This is a genomic window from Enterobacter cloacae complex sp. ECC445, from assembly GCF_021892025.1.
In the GTDB taxonomy this organism is placed as follows: Bacteria; Pseudomonadota; Gammaproteobacteria; order Enterobacterales; family Enterobacteriaceae; genus Enterobacter; species Enterobacter chengduensis.
Genome location: NZ_JAKLRZ010000002.1, coordinates 425,951 through 440,795, shown reverse-complemented (window position 1 = coordinate 440,795; position 14,845 = coordinate 425,951). Strand labels below are relative to the sequence as shown.

The 14,845-nt window shown below is 55.2% G+C and carries 10 protein-coding genes and 1 pseudogene; 7 read left to right on the top strand and 4 right to left on the bottom strand.

Annotated features, from left to right (window positions below):
* From L6R44_RS24975 to L6R44_RS03550, 4 genes and pseudogenes are all read left to right on the top strand, one after another.
* Positions 1–2,883, top strand: a pseudogene (locus tag L6R44_RS24975) (beta strand repeat-containing protein); the annotation flags it as partial.
* Positions 2,884–2,940: 57 nt separating this feature from the next.
* Positions 2,941–4,572, top strand: coding sequence for an FG-GAP-like repeat-containing protein (locus L6R44_RS24970; RefSeq protein ID WP_442876498.1), 1,632 nt, complete (start codon positions 2,941–2,943; stop codon positions 4,570–4,572).
* Positions 4,573–4,748: 176 nt separating this feature from the next.
* Positions 4,749–6,929 carry a type I secretion system permease/ATPase gene (locus tag L6R44_RS03555; RefSeq protein WP_237423286.1) on the top strand — a complete coding sequence of 727 codons (2,181 nt, stop codon included), beginning with the start codon at positions 4,749–4,751 and terminating at the stop codon, positions 6,927–6,929.
* Positions 6,926–8,101 carry an HlyD family type I secretion periplasmic adaptor subunit gene (locus tag L6R44_RS03550; RefSeq protein ID WP_032640293.1) on the top strand — a complete coding sequence of 392 codons (1,176 nt, stop codon included), beginning with the start codon at positions 6,926–6,928 and terminating at the stop codon, positions 8,099–8,101. The genes L6R44_RS03555 and L6R44_RS03550 overlap by 4 nt, the downstream gene beginning before the upstream one ends.
* A 35-nt stretch (positions 8,102–8,136) precedes the next feature.
* Here L6R44_RS03550 and L6R44_RS03545 read toward each other — a convergent pair whose 3' ends face one another.
* The gene (locus tag L6R44_RS03545) at positions 8,137–9,021 is read right to left on the bottom strand and encodes a hypothetical protein (RefSeq protein WP_032640292.1); all 885 of its coding nucleotides are present in this window, start codon (positions 9,019–9,021) and stop codon (positions 8,137–8,139) included.
* A 284-nt stretch (positions 9,022–9,305) separates the two neighbouring features.
* Here L6R44_RS03545 and L6R44_RS03540 point away from each other — a divergent pair, with 284 nt between their 5' ends.
* Positions 9,306–10,769, top strand: a complete 1,464-nt coding sequence (locus L6R44_RS03540) for an EAL domain-containing protein (RefSeq protein ID WP_237423285.1) — start codon at positions 9,306–9,308, stop codon at positions 10,767–10,769.
* Between the two features lie 26 nt (positions 10,770–10,795).
* On the opposite strand, the gene L6R44_RS03535 is transcribed toward L6R44_RS03540, so the two are convergent.
* The 3 genes from L6R44_RS03535 to L6R44_RS03525 all read right to left on the bottom strand — a co-directional run bounded on the left by L6R44_RS03535 (position 10,796) and on the right by L6R44_RS03525 (position 13,089).
* Positions 10,796–11,068, bottom strand: a complete 273-nt coding sequence (locus tag L6R44_RS03535) for a DUF883 family protein (RefSeq protein WP_237423284.1) — start codon at positions 11,066–11,068, stop codon at positions 10,796–10,798.
* Between the two features lie 1,149 nt (positions 11,069–12,217).
* Positions 12,218–12,721 carry a YbjP/YqhG family protein gene (locus tag L6R44_RS03530; protein ID WP_237423283.1) on the bottom strand — a complete coding sequence of 168 codons (504 nt, stop codon included), beginning with the start codon at positions 12,719–12,721 and terminating at the stop codon, positions 12,218–12,220.
* Positions 12,721–13,089 carry a hypothetical protein gene (locus L6R44_RS03525; RefSeq protein ID WP_237423282.1) on the bottom strand — a complete coding sequence of 123 codons (369 nt, stop codon included), beginning with the start codon at positions 13,087–13,089 and terminating at the stop codon, positions 12,721–12,723. The genes L6R44_RS03530 and L6R44_RS03525 overlap by 1 nt, the downstream gene beginning before the upstream one ends.
* 234 nt (positions 13,090–13,323) lie before the next feature.
* On the opposite strand from L6R44_RS03525, the gene L6R44_RS03520 reads away from it, so the two are divergent.
* Both L6R44_RS03520 and L6R44_RS03515 read left to right on the top strand, forming a co-directional pair.
* A complete protein-coding gene (locus tag L6R44_RS03520; protein WP_237423281.1) occupies positions 13,324–13,599 on the top strand; it encodes a metal/formaldehyde-sensitive transcriptional repressor in 276 nt (91 codons plus the stop codon).
* Positions 13,600–13,629: 30 nt separating this feature from the next.
* Positions 13,630–14,748 carry an S-(hydroxymethyl)glutathione dehydrogenase/class III alcohol dehydrogenase gene (locus L6R44_RS03515; RefSeq protein ID WP_237423280.1) on the top strand — a complete coding sequence of 373 codons (1,119 nt, stop codon included), beginning with the start codon at positions 13,630–13,632 and terminating at the stop codon, positions 14,746–14,748.
* Positions 14,749–14,845: the final 97 nt, after the last annotated feature.

The following is a 14,845-nucleotide window of genomic DNA, read 5'->3' as shown; positions in this document are numbered from 1 at the left end:
TTTTTTTGCGCGGCTGTCTTGTACCCCCCCGCCACCCCCCCCGCGCGGGGGGGCCACCGGGCCACAACCACCCGTACCTTAAAACCCACCCCGCCCCCCTTTAATATGCCCGGCCCGGGGCGATATCGGGGGGGCCGGGGGGAGGTCCCCGGGGGGGCGGACGGCGGTTCGTACGTGATTAACGCCCAGGTCAGCAACGCCATCGGCAACAGCGCCAGCGATAACCACACCGTTACCGTGGATCTGACCGCGCCGTCGATGGGGATTAGCATCGATTCGCTGCAAAACGACACCGGCCTGAGCGCGACGGATTTCATCACCAACGACGCTCAGGTCGTGGTCAACGGCTCGCTGACCGCGCAGCTCGGCAATAACGAGAAGGCGCAGATCAGCCTCGACGGTGGGGCAACCTGGATTGACCTGACCGTGACCGGCACCACATGGCGTTATACGGACGGCCGCACCCTGACCGACGGGACCTATCAGTATCAGGTGCGGGTGATTGATAACGCGGGCAACGTGGGGTCAACGGACAGCCAGGACGTGGTCATTGACCTGACGAAACCGGCGGCAACGACCATTACCGTGGATTCCGTTTCCCAGGATACCGGCCTGTCCGACAGCGACTTCATTACCAGCGACAACCAGATCAGCCTGAAAGGGACGCTCGGCGCGGCGCTGGGCAGCGGCGACCACGCGCAGATCAGCCTTGACGGCGGCGTCACCTGGACCGACGTCAGCGTCAGCGGGCTGAGCTGGACGTATGTCGATGGCCGCACGCTGGCCGACGGAGATTACAACTACCAGCTGCGCGTGATTGACGACGCGGGGAATATCAGCGCCACCGCCAGCCAGGTGGTGACCATTGATACCGTCGCGCCGGACGCCAGCAAAACGATCGCTATCGACCGCATCAGTGACGATACCGGCCTGAGCAGCAGCGACTTTATCACCAACGATACGTCCCTGACGCTGCACGGCTCGCTCGGCGCGACGCTGGCGGACGGCGAGTACGCCCAGATCAGCATCGACGGCGGCGTGACCTGGCAGAACGTCATCGTCACCGGCAACACTTGGTACTACGTAGATGGCCGCACGCTGGGTAACCAGACCTATGACTACTACGTTCGCGTGGTGGATGCGGCGGGCAACGTGGGGGCCAGCGCCCATCAGCAGGTGACCGTGGATACGATCGCCCCGGATGCGGCCATTACGGTGACCGTGGATAACATTACCGTCGATACCGGCTTCGACAACAATGACTTCCTGACCAGCTCTACCTCCTACACGCTGCACGGCACGCTCGGGGCCGAGCTGGGTGCGGGCGAGTACGTTCAGGTGAGCATGGACGGCGGCACCACCTGGGTGTACGCCACCGTCAGCGGTACCCAGTGGAGCTACAGCGATACGCGTACCCTGTCAGACGGTAGCCATAACTACCAGGTACGGGTTGTTGACCAGGCGGGTAACGTCGGGGCGACCACCTCGCAGGCGGTGACGGTGGATACGCAGGCGCCGCAGTACGGCATCACCATCGACAGCATCAGCGAAGACACCGGCCAGTCCGGAAGTGATTTCATCACCATGGACACCACGCTGACCATTAACGGCTCGCTGGGCAACGCGCTGGCAAACGACGAGCGCGTCCAGATAAGCCTTGACGGCGGGAATACCTGGTCAGACGCCACGGTCACCAACCAGCGCTGGAGCTATACCGATACCCGCGATCTGGCGGACGGTGACTACACCTACCAGGTGCGGATCATCGACCAGGCGGGCAACGTGGGTTCCACCGCGTCTCAGATCGTCACGGTAGACACGACGCCGCCAACCACGGTGGGCACGGTCGTGAGCTATACCGACGGTGAAGGCGAGCGTCAGGGCACCTTTGGCAGCGCGGTGGCAACGGACGATAACTCGCCGCTGATCAACGGCACGCTTAACCGCGCCCCGGACGACGGCGAGATCGTGCAGCTTTACCGCGACGGGGTCCTGCTGGGCCAGGTGACCATGAACGGCAGCGCGAGCTGGTCCTTCCAGGACAACGGCCTGAGCGACGGGAATCACACCTACATTGTGCGCGTCACCGACAGGGCCGGAAACTACACGGAATCCGACGGCTTTGTGCTGAACGTCGATACCAGCATTCCGACCACCACGGCGGCGATTACCGCGCAGACCACGTCGGATACCACGCCGATCGTCAGCGGTACCGTCTCCGCTGACCTGGTGAACGGTGAATACCTGGTGGTCACGGTGAACGGCAAAACCTACACCTCCCAGACGGGCGGTGCGGTGGTGGTCGACCCGGATCACAACACCTGGTATCTGCAGATCCCGGACGGCGACGCGCTGAGCGTGGCGAGCTACGGCGTGACGGCGCAGGTGAAGAGCAGCGCGGGTAACGGGAATACCACCGGCATCGCGACCGGCAGCCTGGTGATTGACACCACCTCGGTGAATACCGACTGGGCAACCACGGCGGGGAACAGCAATAACTCCACCATGACCCTCGGCATCAACAGCAGCGGTCTGTGGAATATCATTGCGAACGGCCAGTCTTACTCCAGCAGCGACAGCTCGACCTATGCCGGCAATACGCTGACCAACACCCGTAACTTCTACGTGGTGAGCCAGACCGCCGCCGACTTTGACCGTAACGGCACGCAGGACATTTTCGCCACGGAGAACACCTACGGTGGCTCCACTCAGGTGATGTGGACCTACGATGGCAGTACCTATAACGCCAGCCAGCTGGGGGTAGGCACCACCATCTGGTACGGCGGGGTGGTTGCGTACGACAAAACCGGTGACGGCTATCTGGATCTGGCCTACGGCGATGCGGGTGCAGACTCCATTACGTACGTGATCAACAACAACGGGGTACTGTCGCCGGACGGCACCAACGGCGGCGCAGGTTTCTGGGGGCAGTTCACCACCATGCGTGAAATCTCCGGCGTTGACCTGAACAACGACGGCACGGTGGATATTGTTCAGCACACCAACCGCAGCGGCGCGTACTCGTTAACCGTGATCAACAACAACGGCAACGGCACGCTCTCTATCGGCCAGAACCTGACCAACGTGTTTGTGGTCAACGCCGCGAACACCACCACGGCGGCGTCCATGACGTGGGCAGACTTCAACGGCGATGGCTACATGGATCTGTACCTGGGCAGCAGCTACAACAACAACGGCGGGGTGATCTACTACAACGACGGCACCGGGAAGCTCTCTACCACCAAGAGCGCGGTGGAAGCCTCTAACGCGTCGGCGGGATATCTGTCGGTAGCGGTGGACTGGAACGGTGACGGGCAGATGGACATTATCAAGCTCAGCACCTACGGCGCGTCACAAACGGCGACCCTGTTCACCAACAACGGTTACGGTTCCACCTGGACCTCCAGCCAGCTGGCGTCCGGTATTGCCTACGCCACCGGCGTGGCGGCAGTGGACTACAACTGGGACGGCGCGCAGGACCTGCTGGTGTCTCAGCAGAACGGCAAGGTTGTGCTGGTCCAGAACAGTAAAGCCATTGCGGACGGCACCGCGATGCATCTGCACATTGTCGATAGCGAGGGCATCAACGCCTACTACGGCAACACGGTCAACCTGTATAACGCCGCGGGCGTGCTGGTTGCCTCGCAGATCATCAACGCCCAGTCCGGTATCGGATCGAACGATACCTCCGCGCTGGTGAGCTTCTACGGGCTGGATCCGAAGGAGACCTACTCGGCGGAGATTGTGAAGATCACCAACGGGGTATCGGATAACGTCACCTGGAGCGATCTGGTCGCGGGCAACGGCAAAGAGGGCTACGTCCTGACGGCCGAAGCGGCCACCGGCGGCCACAGTGGGACCATTACCGGTACCGGGTATAACGACACCTTTATTGCAGAGGATGGCACCTATACCTACAACGGCTCCGGCGGCTGGAATACCCATTCCGACTACGACACCTGGAGCAACACCGGCGGCATGGACGTGGTGGATTACCGCAACGCGACCTCCGGCGTGACCGTTGACCTGCGCCTTTCAACCGCGCAGGACACCGGCTTCGGGACCACGCGGCTGTTGAACATTGAAGGCATTAACGGCTCGGACTTCGACGATGTTATCACCGGCAACAGCGCGGATAACCAGTTCGAAGGCCGCGGCGGAAATGACACCTTCAACATCGGCAGCGGCGGTCACGATACGTTGCTCTACAAGCTGATCAACGCCTCGGACGCAACGGGCGGTAACGGTCACGACGTGGTGAACGGCTTTACGGTCGGCACCTGGGAAGGGACGGCGGACACGGATCGTATTGACCTGCGCGATCTGCTTTCCGGCAGCGGCTATACCGGCACGGGCTCGGCGAGCTATGTGAACGGCGTGGCCACGCTGGACAGCAGCGCGGGCAATATCAGCGATTACATCCGCGTGGTGCAGAACGGCAGCAATACCGAAATTCAGGTTGACCTGGACGGTACCGGCGGTCAGTTCTCGCCGACCACCCTGGTGACGCTCAACGGCGTGCAGACGGATCTGGCGACGCTGCTGGCCAACCATCAGCTGTTAATTGCGTAAAACAACGCCGCGAGGAGCGATCCTCGCGGCCTTTTGCGTTTCTTTACATAAACGGCAATAACCCTATATTTCACAAGATTATTTTGCGGGCTCGTTTAAAGAATGTTCGATTTTGAGTTATCCCGTAAAGGTATCATTTCAGTGCGAAATTATCGCCCTGGACAGGACGTAGCAATATGAAGACACATCCACAGTACGAACCCTGGCTGCAGGGCATGCTCATCATCGCGAAGCACTACCGGCTGGACTTTTCCGCAGAGCATGTTCGGGTCACGATTAACCACGAAAGCCAGTCTCCGCGCCAGCTGGTGCTGGAGGAGATGGCGCATCAGCTTGGGCTGGGGATGCGTGCGGTGGCGGCTGAAGCGGTCTCCCTCGACCCGTGGCGCCTGCCGCTGCTGGCGGAGTTCACCGGCGGGCAAATTGCGGTGATCAACCGCATGGATAACGAAGGCAACGTCAGCCTGCAGTTCAGCGGCGACGGCGGCCTGGAGACGACGCTGACGCGTGAGGAGCTTGGACCGCGGTTAAAAGCCCTGATGGTGCTGCGCCCGCTCGAGTCCACGCCGGACGCCCGCGTGGATGACTACATCAAACCGTATGAGAAAAACTGGTTCTGGCAGCTGGCGCTGAAGGACTGGCGGCGCTACGGCGACATTATGCTGGTCGCGCTGGTGGCTAACGTGCTGGCGCTTTCCGGCATGGTCTTCTCCATGCAGGTGTACGACAGGGTAGTGCCGTCGCAGTCCGAAGCCACGCTGTGGGTGCTGTTTGGCGGCGTCATGATTGCCATCGTTTTCGAATTCATCATGCGCATGCTGCGCGTGCATATTTCTGACGTGGTGGGGAAACGCGCGGACCTGCGCATCTCCGAACGCGTCTTTGCCCACGCGCTGCGGATCAAAAACGGCGCGCGCTCCAAATCAACCGGATCGTTTATCGCCCAGATCCGCGAGCTGGAGTCGGTGCGCGAGCTGATCACCTCCACCACCATTGCGGCGATTTCCGATCTGCCGTTCTTCCTGCTGTTCGTCTTTATCCTGTGGATGATTGGCGGCCCGCTGGTGCTGGTGGTCCTGCTCGCCGTGCCGCTGCTGCTGATTCCTGGGCTGCTGGTGCAGCGCCCGCTGGGGAAGCTCTCCAGCGAAGGGATGCGTGAATCCGCCATTCGTAACGCCACGCTGGTGGAAGCGGTGCAGGGCATTGAAGACATCAAGCTGATGCGCGCCGAGCAGCGTTTCCAGAACCAGTGGAATAACACCAACGACGTCGCCGCCAGCGTCGGCATGAAGCAGCGCTGGCTGACGGGCCTGCTGCTCACCTGGACGCAGGAGGTGCAGTCTATCGTTTATGCCGTGGTCCTGCTGGTGGGCTGTTACCTGGTCATCAGCGGCGACATGACCACCGGTGCGCTGGTGGGCACCTCGATTCTGGCATCGCGCACCATCGCGCCGCTGTCGCAGATTTCGGGCGTGCTCTCCCGCTGGCAGTCGGCAAAAGTGGCCCGCAAGGGGCTGGATGACCTGATGCAGCGGCCGATTGACGACCCGCAGCACGGCAAGAAGGTGCACAAAGCCCACCTGCGCGGCGACTACGCGCTGGAGGACGTCGGGTTTTACTACGATGAAGAAGAAAAACTCAGCGTGCTCAACGTCAGCAGGCTGCAGATCCGCGCCGGGGAGCGCGTGGCGGTGCTCGGCCGCAACGGTTCCGGGAAAAGCACGCTGTTACAGCTTCTGGCGGGCATGCAGGAGCCGCAGCAGGGCAGCATCCTGCTCGACGATATTGCGCTCAATCATCTCGACCCGGCCGACGTGCGACGCGACATGCAGCTGCTGAGCCAGCAGGCGCGGCTGTTCTTTGGCTCCGTGCGGGACAACATCCTGATGGGGAACCCGCTGGCGACCGACGACGAGATTCACCAGGCGCTGGTCAACAGCGGCGCGCTGGAGTTTGTGCGTAAGCAAAAAATGGGGCTTAACACCCTTATCAACGAGGGCGGCACGGGGCTGTCCGGCGGCCAGCGTCAGGCGCTTTTGCTGGCGCGCGCGCTGCTCACCTCGCCGAACATTCTGCTGCTGGACGAGCCTACCGCCTGGCTGGACGAAATGAGCGAGAAGCAGTTTATTCAGCATCTTCACAAATGGCTGGGTAAACGCCGGACGCTGGTGGTGGCGACGCATCGCCTGCCGATTCTGGACCTGGTCGACCGCATCATCGTGCTGGAGAACGGCAAGGTGGTGATGGACGGCCCGCGCGACGCCATCCTGCACCAGCACGGTATGGCGCCGCAAAAGACAGCACAGCGCACCGTGACCATGAAACCGGCGGCGGTAGCTGAGGAGGGCGCGGCATGAATGATTTCTCCCGTTTTAATAGTCGCCTGAAGGAGCCGCGCCTGCCGAGGTCGTCGCTGGTTGCCTGGTCGCTGTTCGCCCTGCTGGCGGTATTTATCGCCTGGGCGAGCCTGTTCGAACTTGATGAAGTCACAACCGGCAGCGGCAAGGTGATTCCCTCTTCGCATGAGCAGGTCATTCAGTCTCTTGAAGGTGGGATTATCCACAGCCTGATGGTGCGCGAAGGCGACATCGTTGAACGCGGCCAGCAGCTTGCGCAGCTTGACCGGACCAAAACCGAGTCCAGCGTGCTGGAGAGTGAGTCGCGTCTGAATGCCGCGCTGGCAACCGCCGCGCGCCTGAAGGCCGAGGTCAACGACACCGAACTCGCGTTTCCGGACGAGCTGGATGACGACGTTGAGCTGGTCAAACAGGAAACGGCGCTCTACCAGTCCCGCCGAGAAAGCCTGGAAAAAGGGCTGGCAGGCCTGCGTCAGGGCGCCGAGCTGGTGCAGCGCGAGCTGTCGTTAACCCGTCCGCTGGTGACCCAGGGGGCGGCCAGCAAGGTTGAGGTGTTACGTCTTGAACGTCAGAAAAATGAGCTTGAGAATAAAATCACCGAGATGAAAAACCAGTATTATGTTCGCGCCCGGGAAGAGCTGGCGAAAGCCAATGCGGAGATTGAAGCCCAGCGTTCGGTGATGAAAGGGCGTGAGGATTCGCTGACCCGGCTGACCTTCAATGCGCCGGTGCGCGGGATCGTAAAGGATATTGACGTGACGACCGTGGGCGGGGTTATCCCGCCAAACGGCAAGCTGATGAGCCTGGTCCCGCTGGATGACCAGATGGTGGTTGAGGCAAAAATCTCCCCGCGCGATGTGGCGTTTATCCATCCCGGCCAGAAAGCGCTGGTGAAGGTCACGGCCTATGACTATTCCATCTACGGCGGGCTGGAAGGGGAAGTGACCATGATTTCACCGGATACCCTGCAGGACGAGGTGAAAAGGGATGTTTACTACTATCGCGTCTATATCCGCACCGACAGTAACCATCTGACCAATAAGCAGGGAAAAGAATTTCCTGTTTTTCCGGGGATGATTGCGACGGTGGATATAAAAACGGGGAGTAAAACTATCCTTGATTATCTGCTGAAGCCGCTCAACAAAGCAAAAGAGGCGCTGCGGGAAAGATAAGGTTGGGGCGTTCGGGAAACCGAACGCCATTTTGACTATACCGCTGTCGTTACGTGATGTGTTTGACGTCGCTCTTTCGGTACCACGTTGATGTAGTGTGTGACATACGCGAAATAGAGTCCGGCATAGTTTTCGACCAGTTCGATAAATGTCGGATATATTGATATCCGACCATCACCCCGATCCTTAAGATAACCTGCCTCTTGTGCCGATTTGATAATTCGGTTGACGTGAATACGTGAAACAAAAAATTCTTTTGCGAGCGTGCTGGCTGAATAGTCAATCACGGCGCCGTAAGCGGATTTGTTTTTCATGGCCTGCAAATAGATATAAAGCATAATCATCCGGCCGCCATCTTTATCAATAAATAACCCCACCTCGGGTAACACCTTTCTGAACGTTAATCCCCTGAACAGATATTCCGCGGCGCGGCGGAAAAAGTTATTTCTTAACGTATCGTTGTCCAGCAGGTTCACGTTGATATTAAATGCCGGGTAAAGAATGCTGACGGGCAAAAAAGCACCGGACATATATCGCTTAAGTTCATTCAGGCCTTTTTCGGTTGGCGCGATTCTCGTTTTGCGTCTGTCTTCCTCGCAGCGCCAGGTCCTGATGCGCCCGGTGGTTCTCAATATTGTGATGATCGCAATAACGCTATTGGGGCTGGCTATTTTATAGCGGGAGCATAACTCTTTAATCTCAGAAACTGACTCGGCCTGGTTGCCAAAAATAAAACAACACATGGCGAGGATAATGTTAAACCGTGCTTCCTGAAGCATTGTCTTGTAGAACAAAGGTTGTTTTTTATAGATGGCGTCATTAATTGTGTAGTGCTCTAATATTGCCTCACTAAATCGCGGGTTGTTTTTTATAACATCCCTTCGATGTAGCAAAGCCCTGGATGAGATGTGATTATCCATAGCATTTTCTCGTATTTGATGGACCGATAGATGAAGTATCCAGTCTTCTTTTTCGGAATTTTCATTATACCTGAGAAAAAACGATTTGCGGTCGTTATTTGCAAAGAAAGATATATTTACATTTATCTGAAGAAGCGGGGTGATTAACGCAAAGATGTTCCGGTGAGTAGGGCTGATAACAGTATCTTAACCTCGTGGCGTGCGGTAAAATTCCTATATTCACCGGATGATAATAATTCCGCATTCATAATAAGAATGGCGCTTTTTGTGCCCAGGAGCAGGTTATGACTCATAAAGTTTCTCTCAGAAATGTTGCTTGCGACGAACGGCGATTTGTCATTTCAACCTGCGGTTTTACGTTCCAGGGTTATGCATTGATGCTTGAAAAGTACGGCATTGAGGCTACGCATGTCCACTTTCAGGGAGATGACGCGTGCGAGCGGGATAGGGAAAATATGCTTATTAATCATAATGCTCACATCGTCGTGTTTCTCGGGAAAGGGGTTGTTAATCTCCTTGAAAGCCTGAAGCGGCTGGCCTGCGTTCTGAATGCACTGCCGGTGATTCGACGCGTCACGCTGTACGGTGACATTCCCGACAGCTGGCTCTATCGAACCTTAAGCAGCCTGTTAAATAATAGCCATCAATTATCATTGATTCGCATCGCCAGCGTTTCCGATGTTATTGCCTGTTTCCATACCCACAATAAGGGGTTTAAAGACCGCTCGCGCTTATTGCGCGACGGCTATATGGGAGATTCCCCTCAGGAAAACCTGCGGTGGTTAACACGAAGAGAAATAGAGGTTTTATTAAATTTTTATCGCGGCATGTCCGTAAAAGAATTGTGCGACAGGCTGGGATTGTCGAACAAAACGGTTTACACCCATCGTAAAGAAGGCGTGCAAAAATTACAGCATATTAAGCGATGGTTAAACGATCCGCACAGTTTCAAGATGGAAAGAAGCGTTAAGCGCCAGCGTCAAAAAGAGGGGTTTTCAGAAAAGGAAGCCGAGATCTTCAATGCGCTGTTGAGGCGAGAAATATTCCCCGCTTATCAGATCATTACCGATCGCGATAAGAAAGGGGTGGGCTTTGAAATACTGATCCGCTGGAATAAGAACGGAAAAATCGTTAAGCCAGCCTGTTTTCTGGATGATATTGTTAATCATGAAATATGGCTGAAAATCACGGCGCTGGTTATCCACGCCGCGGTGTCGGGTATTAATAAATATAATGGGAAGTTTTATTTTTCAGTCAATATTCCACCTCGCCTGGCGTCCGGAAATGCATTGCCCGAGATGGCCAGGAAAGCTATCGGCATGCTGCTTAAGCCCCAGTGGGCTGAAAAACTTGTCTTTGAGTTTGCGGAAGATATTGATGTGACGAAAGATAAAAACATCCCCGAAACGATGCGGCACCTTCGCAATACCGGATGCAGACTCTTTCTGGACGACTGTTTCTCTAACCATCACACCATGTTCCCGGTGAGACAGGTGCATTTTGACGGGTTAAAACTTGACCGGGACATCGTTGAGCATTTTGTGGCGAACGACAATGACTATAATCTTATTAAGGCCATTCAAATCTACAGCGATATGACCGGAACGGACTGCATTGCCGAGGGGGTGGACAGTGAAGAGAAGTTTGAAAAATTAGTCGAGCTGGGGGTGAAGAATTTCCAGGGTTATTATTTGTCGCGCGCCGTGAAAGAGGAAGAGTTAGACCGCATGGTGAGGCTTTTTAGCTAAAAAAATAAAGCCCCGAAGGGCCTTGATTATTTACGTCCCAGCAACAGACCGAGAACAATACCTACCGCGCCCGCCGCGACGAGGCCGGTGAGGGGGTTATTTCTGACAGCGTCAGTAACATCAGAAACGGCATCGCTGGCCTGCGCGGCGTATTTTTTGGCCGCACCTTTTACCTGATGCTTTGGTGAATCAACGAATTCACCAAACTGCTGCTGGGCTGAACCTGCAAGTTCATCAAATTTATTTTTTGCTTTTTCTTCAGCAAACTGGGTGTTTTTATCAGTATCGAAATCAGACATTTTTGCCTCCTTTTGTTGATACTTAAAGGATAGCCGCTCTTTGTGAATGTGGGAGGCGGAGGGCTAAATTCAGCCCTCGACGGGGCGGTTTTCGGATATATCTCTATACGGTAATACGGCTTCCCAATGCGGATCGGCGGGAGATCCCAAGCGAACTGCGCATGCATTTCGTGCGATTAGACCCGGTATCGGTGACGATCCCGCAGAGCGGGATTTTCTGAGCCCCGCTATGCCGCCGAGAAGCTCGTTGCCGGACAAGATTCTGCCTTTCGGGTCCTGTAGGAGTTGATCTGAGGCTCTCGAATTGACGTTTCCACACCGGCCATTTTATATAAAACATCCTTGCTGAACTCGTGAGTGAAAAAGAAACACAGGTGATACATTGTTTTTAATTCCATTCTACGCGTAGTCACATTAATAACCTGGTAAATGTACTTGCTGCTGGATTTTAATATGGATGCAACGGTGTGTATGTTATAGAGGCAGCACAAAGCACATATTCTGATCTGCCTGTCAGTAATAGATTGAAGAGAGAGGTAGGCAAAAATGCGTTCTTTTATCTCAAACAACGCTGGGGCATCTGGGTCGCTTATCAGGCTATTGATTTCATTAAGGGTAGTGCACTTATGCAACCACGCAAATTTTTTGAACAGTAGTGAGTAAACGCCTGCTTTTCCGGTAAGCACGACGCGGTAGTGCGGGTCTAGTGGCCTTAATGCGTTTAACAGTTCCGTGAGTGAAACAATGGAGTCAAAATCAATAATGCATAATTTGCTGTGAAGGCCAACTCTGTCGTATAGCGCCCGTATGGCGATGTCTAAAAAAATATTTTTTGTTATGATTTCTATCCTGTTATTCATTCCGGATTAGTCCTTTAATCATTCGCTACTGATTTTAATTGAGCCGAACGCAGTTGATATTTTTCATTTTCTGTTTTTTTGTAACTTTATTTACAATTATAGATTCATAAAAATGCACGCACAATTCTTAACGGATCCAATATTGGATTCGTTCACGGAACGCGGGTGCTCAGTTGATGCCCCTGAACGCGTCAGGGGCGGGAGGCCTCTGTATGGCCATCCCGCAGGGATTGTAGGCCGGATAAACGCAGTGCCACCCGGCACAATGGCGATCAATTAAGGTAGGAAACTATGGAGAGGTGATGCTGGCAGCATAACGTTGCGCGGCAGCAATCGCTCTGTCGTCAAAAATATTTTGTTCAAAACGATGGCTCGCATCCGCGACGCGATAAATTTTCCATTTTCCGTCTTCATTGCGTAGATACACCTTTAACCGCAGTTTCTGACTATTACCTGCACCCAGCTCAACGTTAACAACTTTACCGGACGCATAGTTTATCGCGTTACTTACGCTTAGGTCAGGGATCCACTCCGCCGCATAGTCTTGCGTATAGGTAAAATAGTCGGAATCGATAATTTCCTGTTCATAGAGAGAAAGTATCTTCTTCAGTCTGGAGAGCGTGTCTCTTGCTATATATTCACGCATTTTGGATGAATCAAGGTCATCTTCAAGGGAATCTGTTACGAAAGCCGTGAGATAGAAAGTATAAAAATCATGAGTGCGTTTTTCCGGCGCATCCATTTGTGTTGCACATCCCGTCAGTAACAGGCACATCAAGAGAATGTTGCGCATCAGTTTTTCCTGTAAATTTTGTAAGCAGGACGTGCAGAGCGATATCCCGGACCACCCCACATATCTCTTTGTCTAAAGTCAGAGTACCAGGTTGTGCCGTCATAAATTGCCATGTGCCCCGCAGGATTACCTCCTGCATAGGGCTGAATAATAACCACATCGCCTTCCTGTAATGCTTCACCTTGCCCTAAAACTCGGAAACCTGCCCGTTCAAGGTTACTGCCATAGTCTTTTGCAGCAGGTGCATTGCCAATATCCGCACCACCTGCACGTATCGCCTTACGCGTAAACTCTCCGCAGCGTTTTTGCGATGAAGTGCCTGCTTTTTGGCGCGCGTGCTGGGCCGCTGCGTGTTTGTTCCATGCCATGTGTTAACTCCTGTTGTATATGAAATCGTCACTAAACAACGGGAGCTTCAATCCGGTTAGGCAAATAATGTTATTAAAAAAATATATATTTCATAAAGTTATGTATTTTTGAGGTTTCATTTTCTTGGTTGATGATATGCAGTAGAGGCAGACGCTGTTGTTGAAACGGAAACAGAAGGTTTACATCGGCAGGTAAGTAAAATACCATACCCCCCTATAGTATCAGGAGGGCGTATGCCGCATTCACCCGAAGATAAAAAACGTATTCTTACCCGCGTCCGTCGCATTCGGGGCCAGGTTGATGCCCTTGAACGCGCGCTGGAGTCGGGCGATCCCTGCCTGGCGATCCTGCAGCAAATTGCTGCCGTGCGCGGCGCTGCCAATGGCCTGATGGGCGAAATGGTTGAAATTCACCTCAAAGATGAGCTGGTAGCGGGGGAAACCACGCCGGATCAGCGAGCCGTTCGCATGGCGGAAGTCGGCCATTTGCTGCGCGCTTATCTAAAATAAACCCACACACCTGACAAAAAGGGAAGACCTATGAAATCTCGCGCTGCTGTCGCATTTGGCCCCGGCCAGCCGCTCAAAATCGTTGAAATCGACGTGGCACCGCCGAAAAAAGGCGAAGTGCTGATCAAAATCACCCATACGGGCGTGTGCCATACCGATGCGTTTACCCTCTCGGGCGACGATCCGGAAGGCGTCTTCCCGGCGGTACTCGGCCATGAAGGCGGCGGGGTTGTCGTTGAAGTGGGCGAGGGCGTGACCAGCCTGAAGCCTGGCGATCACGTGATCCCGCTCTACACGGCAGAGTGCGGCGAGTGCAAGTTCTGTAAATCCGGCAAAACCAACCTCTGCCAGGCCGTTCGCGCCACGCAGGGCAAAGGGCTGATGCCGGACGGCACGACCCGTTTCTCGTACAACGGCGAGCCGGTTTATCACTACATGGGCACAAGCACCTTCAGCGAATACACCGTTTGCGCGGAGATCTCGCTGGCGAAGGTGAACCCGCAGGCGCCGCTGGATAAGGTCTGCCTGCTGGGCTGCGGCGTGACCACCGGTATTGGCGCGGTGCATAACACGGCAAAAGTCAAAGAGGGTGATACCGTGGCGGTGTTCGGTCTCGGCGGCATTGGTCTGGCGGTTATTCAGGGCGCGGTGCAGGCGAAGGCCGGGCGTATCATTGCGGTCGACACCAACCCCGAGAAATTCAAGCTGGCGGGCGAAATGGGCGCGACCGATTTCGTGAACCCGAAAGATCACGAGAAGCCGATTCAGGAGGTCATCGTTGAGATGACAGACGGCGGCGTAGACTTCAGCTTCGAATGTATCGGCAACGTCAACGTGATGCGTTCCGCGCTGGAGTGCTGCCACAAAGGCTGGGGCGAGAGCATCATCATTGGCGTGGCCGGTGCGGGCCAGGAGATTAAAACCCGCCCATTCCAGCTGGTCACCGGTCGCGTGTGGCGCGGTTCCGCGTTTGGCGGCGTGAAGGGGCGCACCCAGCTTCCGGGTATGGTTGAAGACGCCATGGTTGGCAAGATTCAGCTCGACCCGTTCATCACCCACCGTTTGCCGCTGGAGCAGATCAACGAGGCGTTCGATCTGATGCACGACGGAAAATCCATCCGTACCGTTATCCACTTCGGCGACAAGTAACTCTTCTGCCAGCGGTTTTTCGCCGCTGGCGTTTCTTTAATAATCTTCTCTAAAGTGTGACCAGTGCGGCGTTTTTAGCCGTAATCTAAATCTGTGC

Excerpts from the sequence above, each read along its gene's own strand:
- L6R44_RS24970 (WP_442876498.1), top strand. The coding sequence starts at position 2,941 with ATGCGTGAAATCTCCGGCGTTGACCTGAACAACGACGGCACGGTGGAT.
- L6R44_RS03515 (WP_237423280.1), top strand. The coding sequence starts at position 13,630 with ATGAAATCTCGCGCTGCTGTCGCATTTGGCCCCGGCCAGCCGCTCAAA.
- L6R44_RS03550 (WP_032640293.1), top strand. The coding sequence starts at position 6,926 with ATGAATGATTTCTCCCGTTTTAATAGTCGCCTGAAGGAGCCGCGCCTG.
- L6R44_RS03525 (WP_237423282.1), bottom strand. The coding sequence starts at position 13,089 with ATGGCATGGAACAAACACGCAGCGGCCCAGCACGCGCGCCAAAAAGCA.
- L6R44_RS03530 (WP_237423283.1), bottom strand. The coding sequence starts at position 12,721 with ATGCGCAACATTCTCTTGATGTGCCTGTTACTGACGGGATGTGCAACA.
- L6R44_RS03535 (WP_237423284.1), bottom strand. The coding sequence starts at position 11,068 with ATGTCTGATTTCGATACTGATAAAAACACCCAGTTTGCTGAAGAAAAA.
- L6R44_RS03545 (WP_032640292.1), bottom strand. The coding sequence starts at position 9,021 with ATGGATAATCACATCTCATCCAGGGCTTTGCTACATCGAAGGGATGTT.
- L6R44_RS03520 (WP_237423281.1), top strand. The coding sequence starts at position 13,324 with ATGCCGCATTCACCCGAAGATAAAAAACGTATTCTTACCCGCGTCCGT.
- L6R44_RS03540 (WP_237423285.1), top strand. The coding sequence starts at position 9,306 with ATGACTCATAAAGTTTCTCTCAGAAATGTTGCTTGCGACGAACGGCGA.
- L6R44_RS03555 (WP_237423286.1), top strand. The coding sequence starts at position 4,749 with ATGAAGACACATCCACAGTACGAACCCTGGCTGCAGGGCATGCTCATC.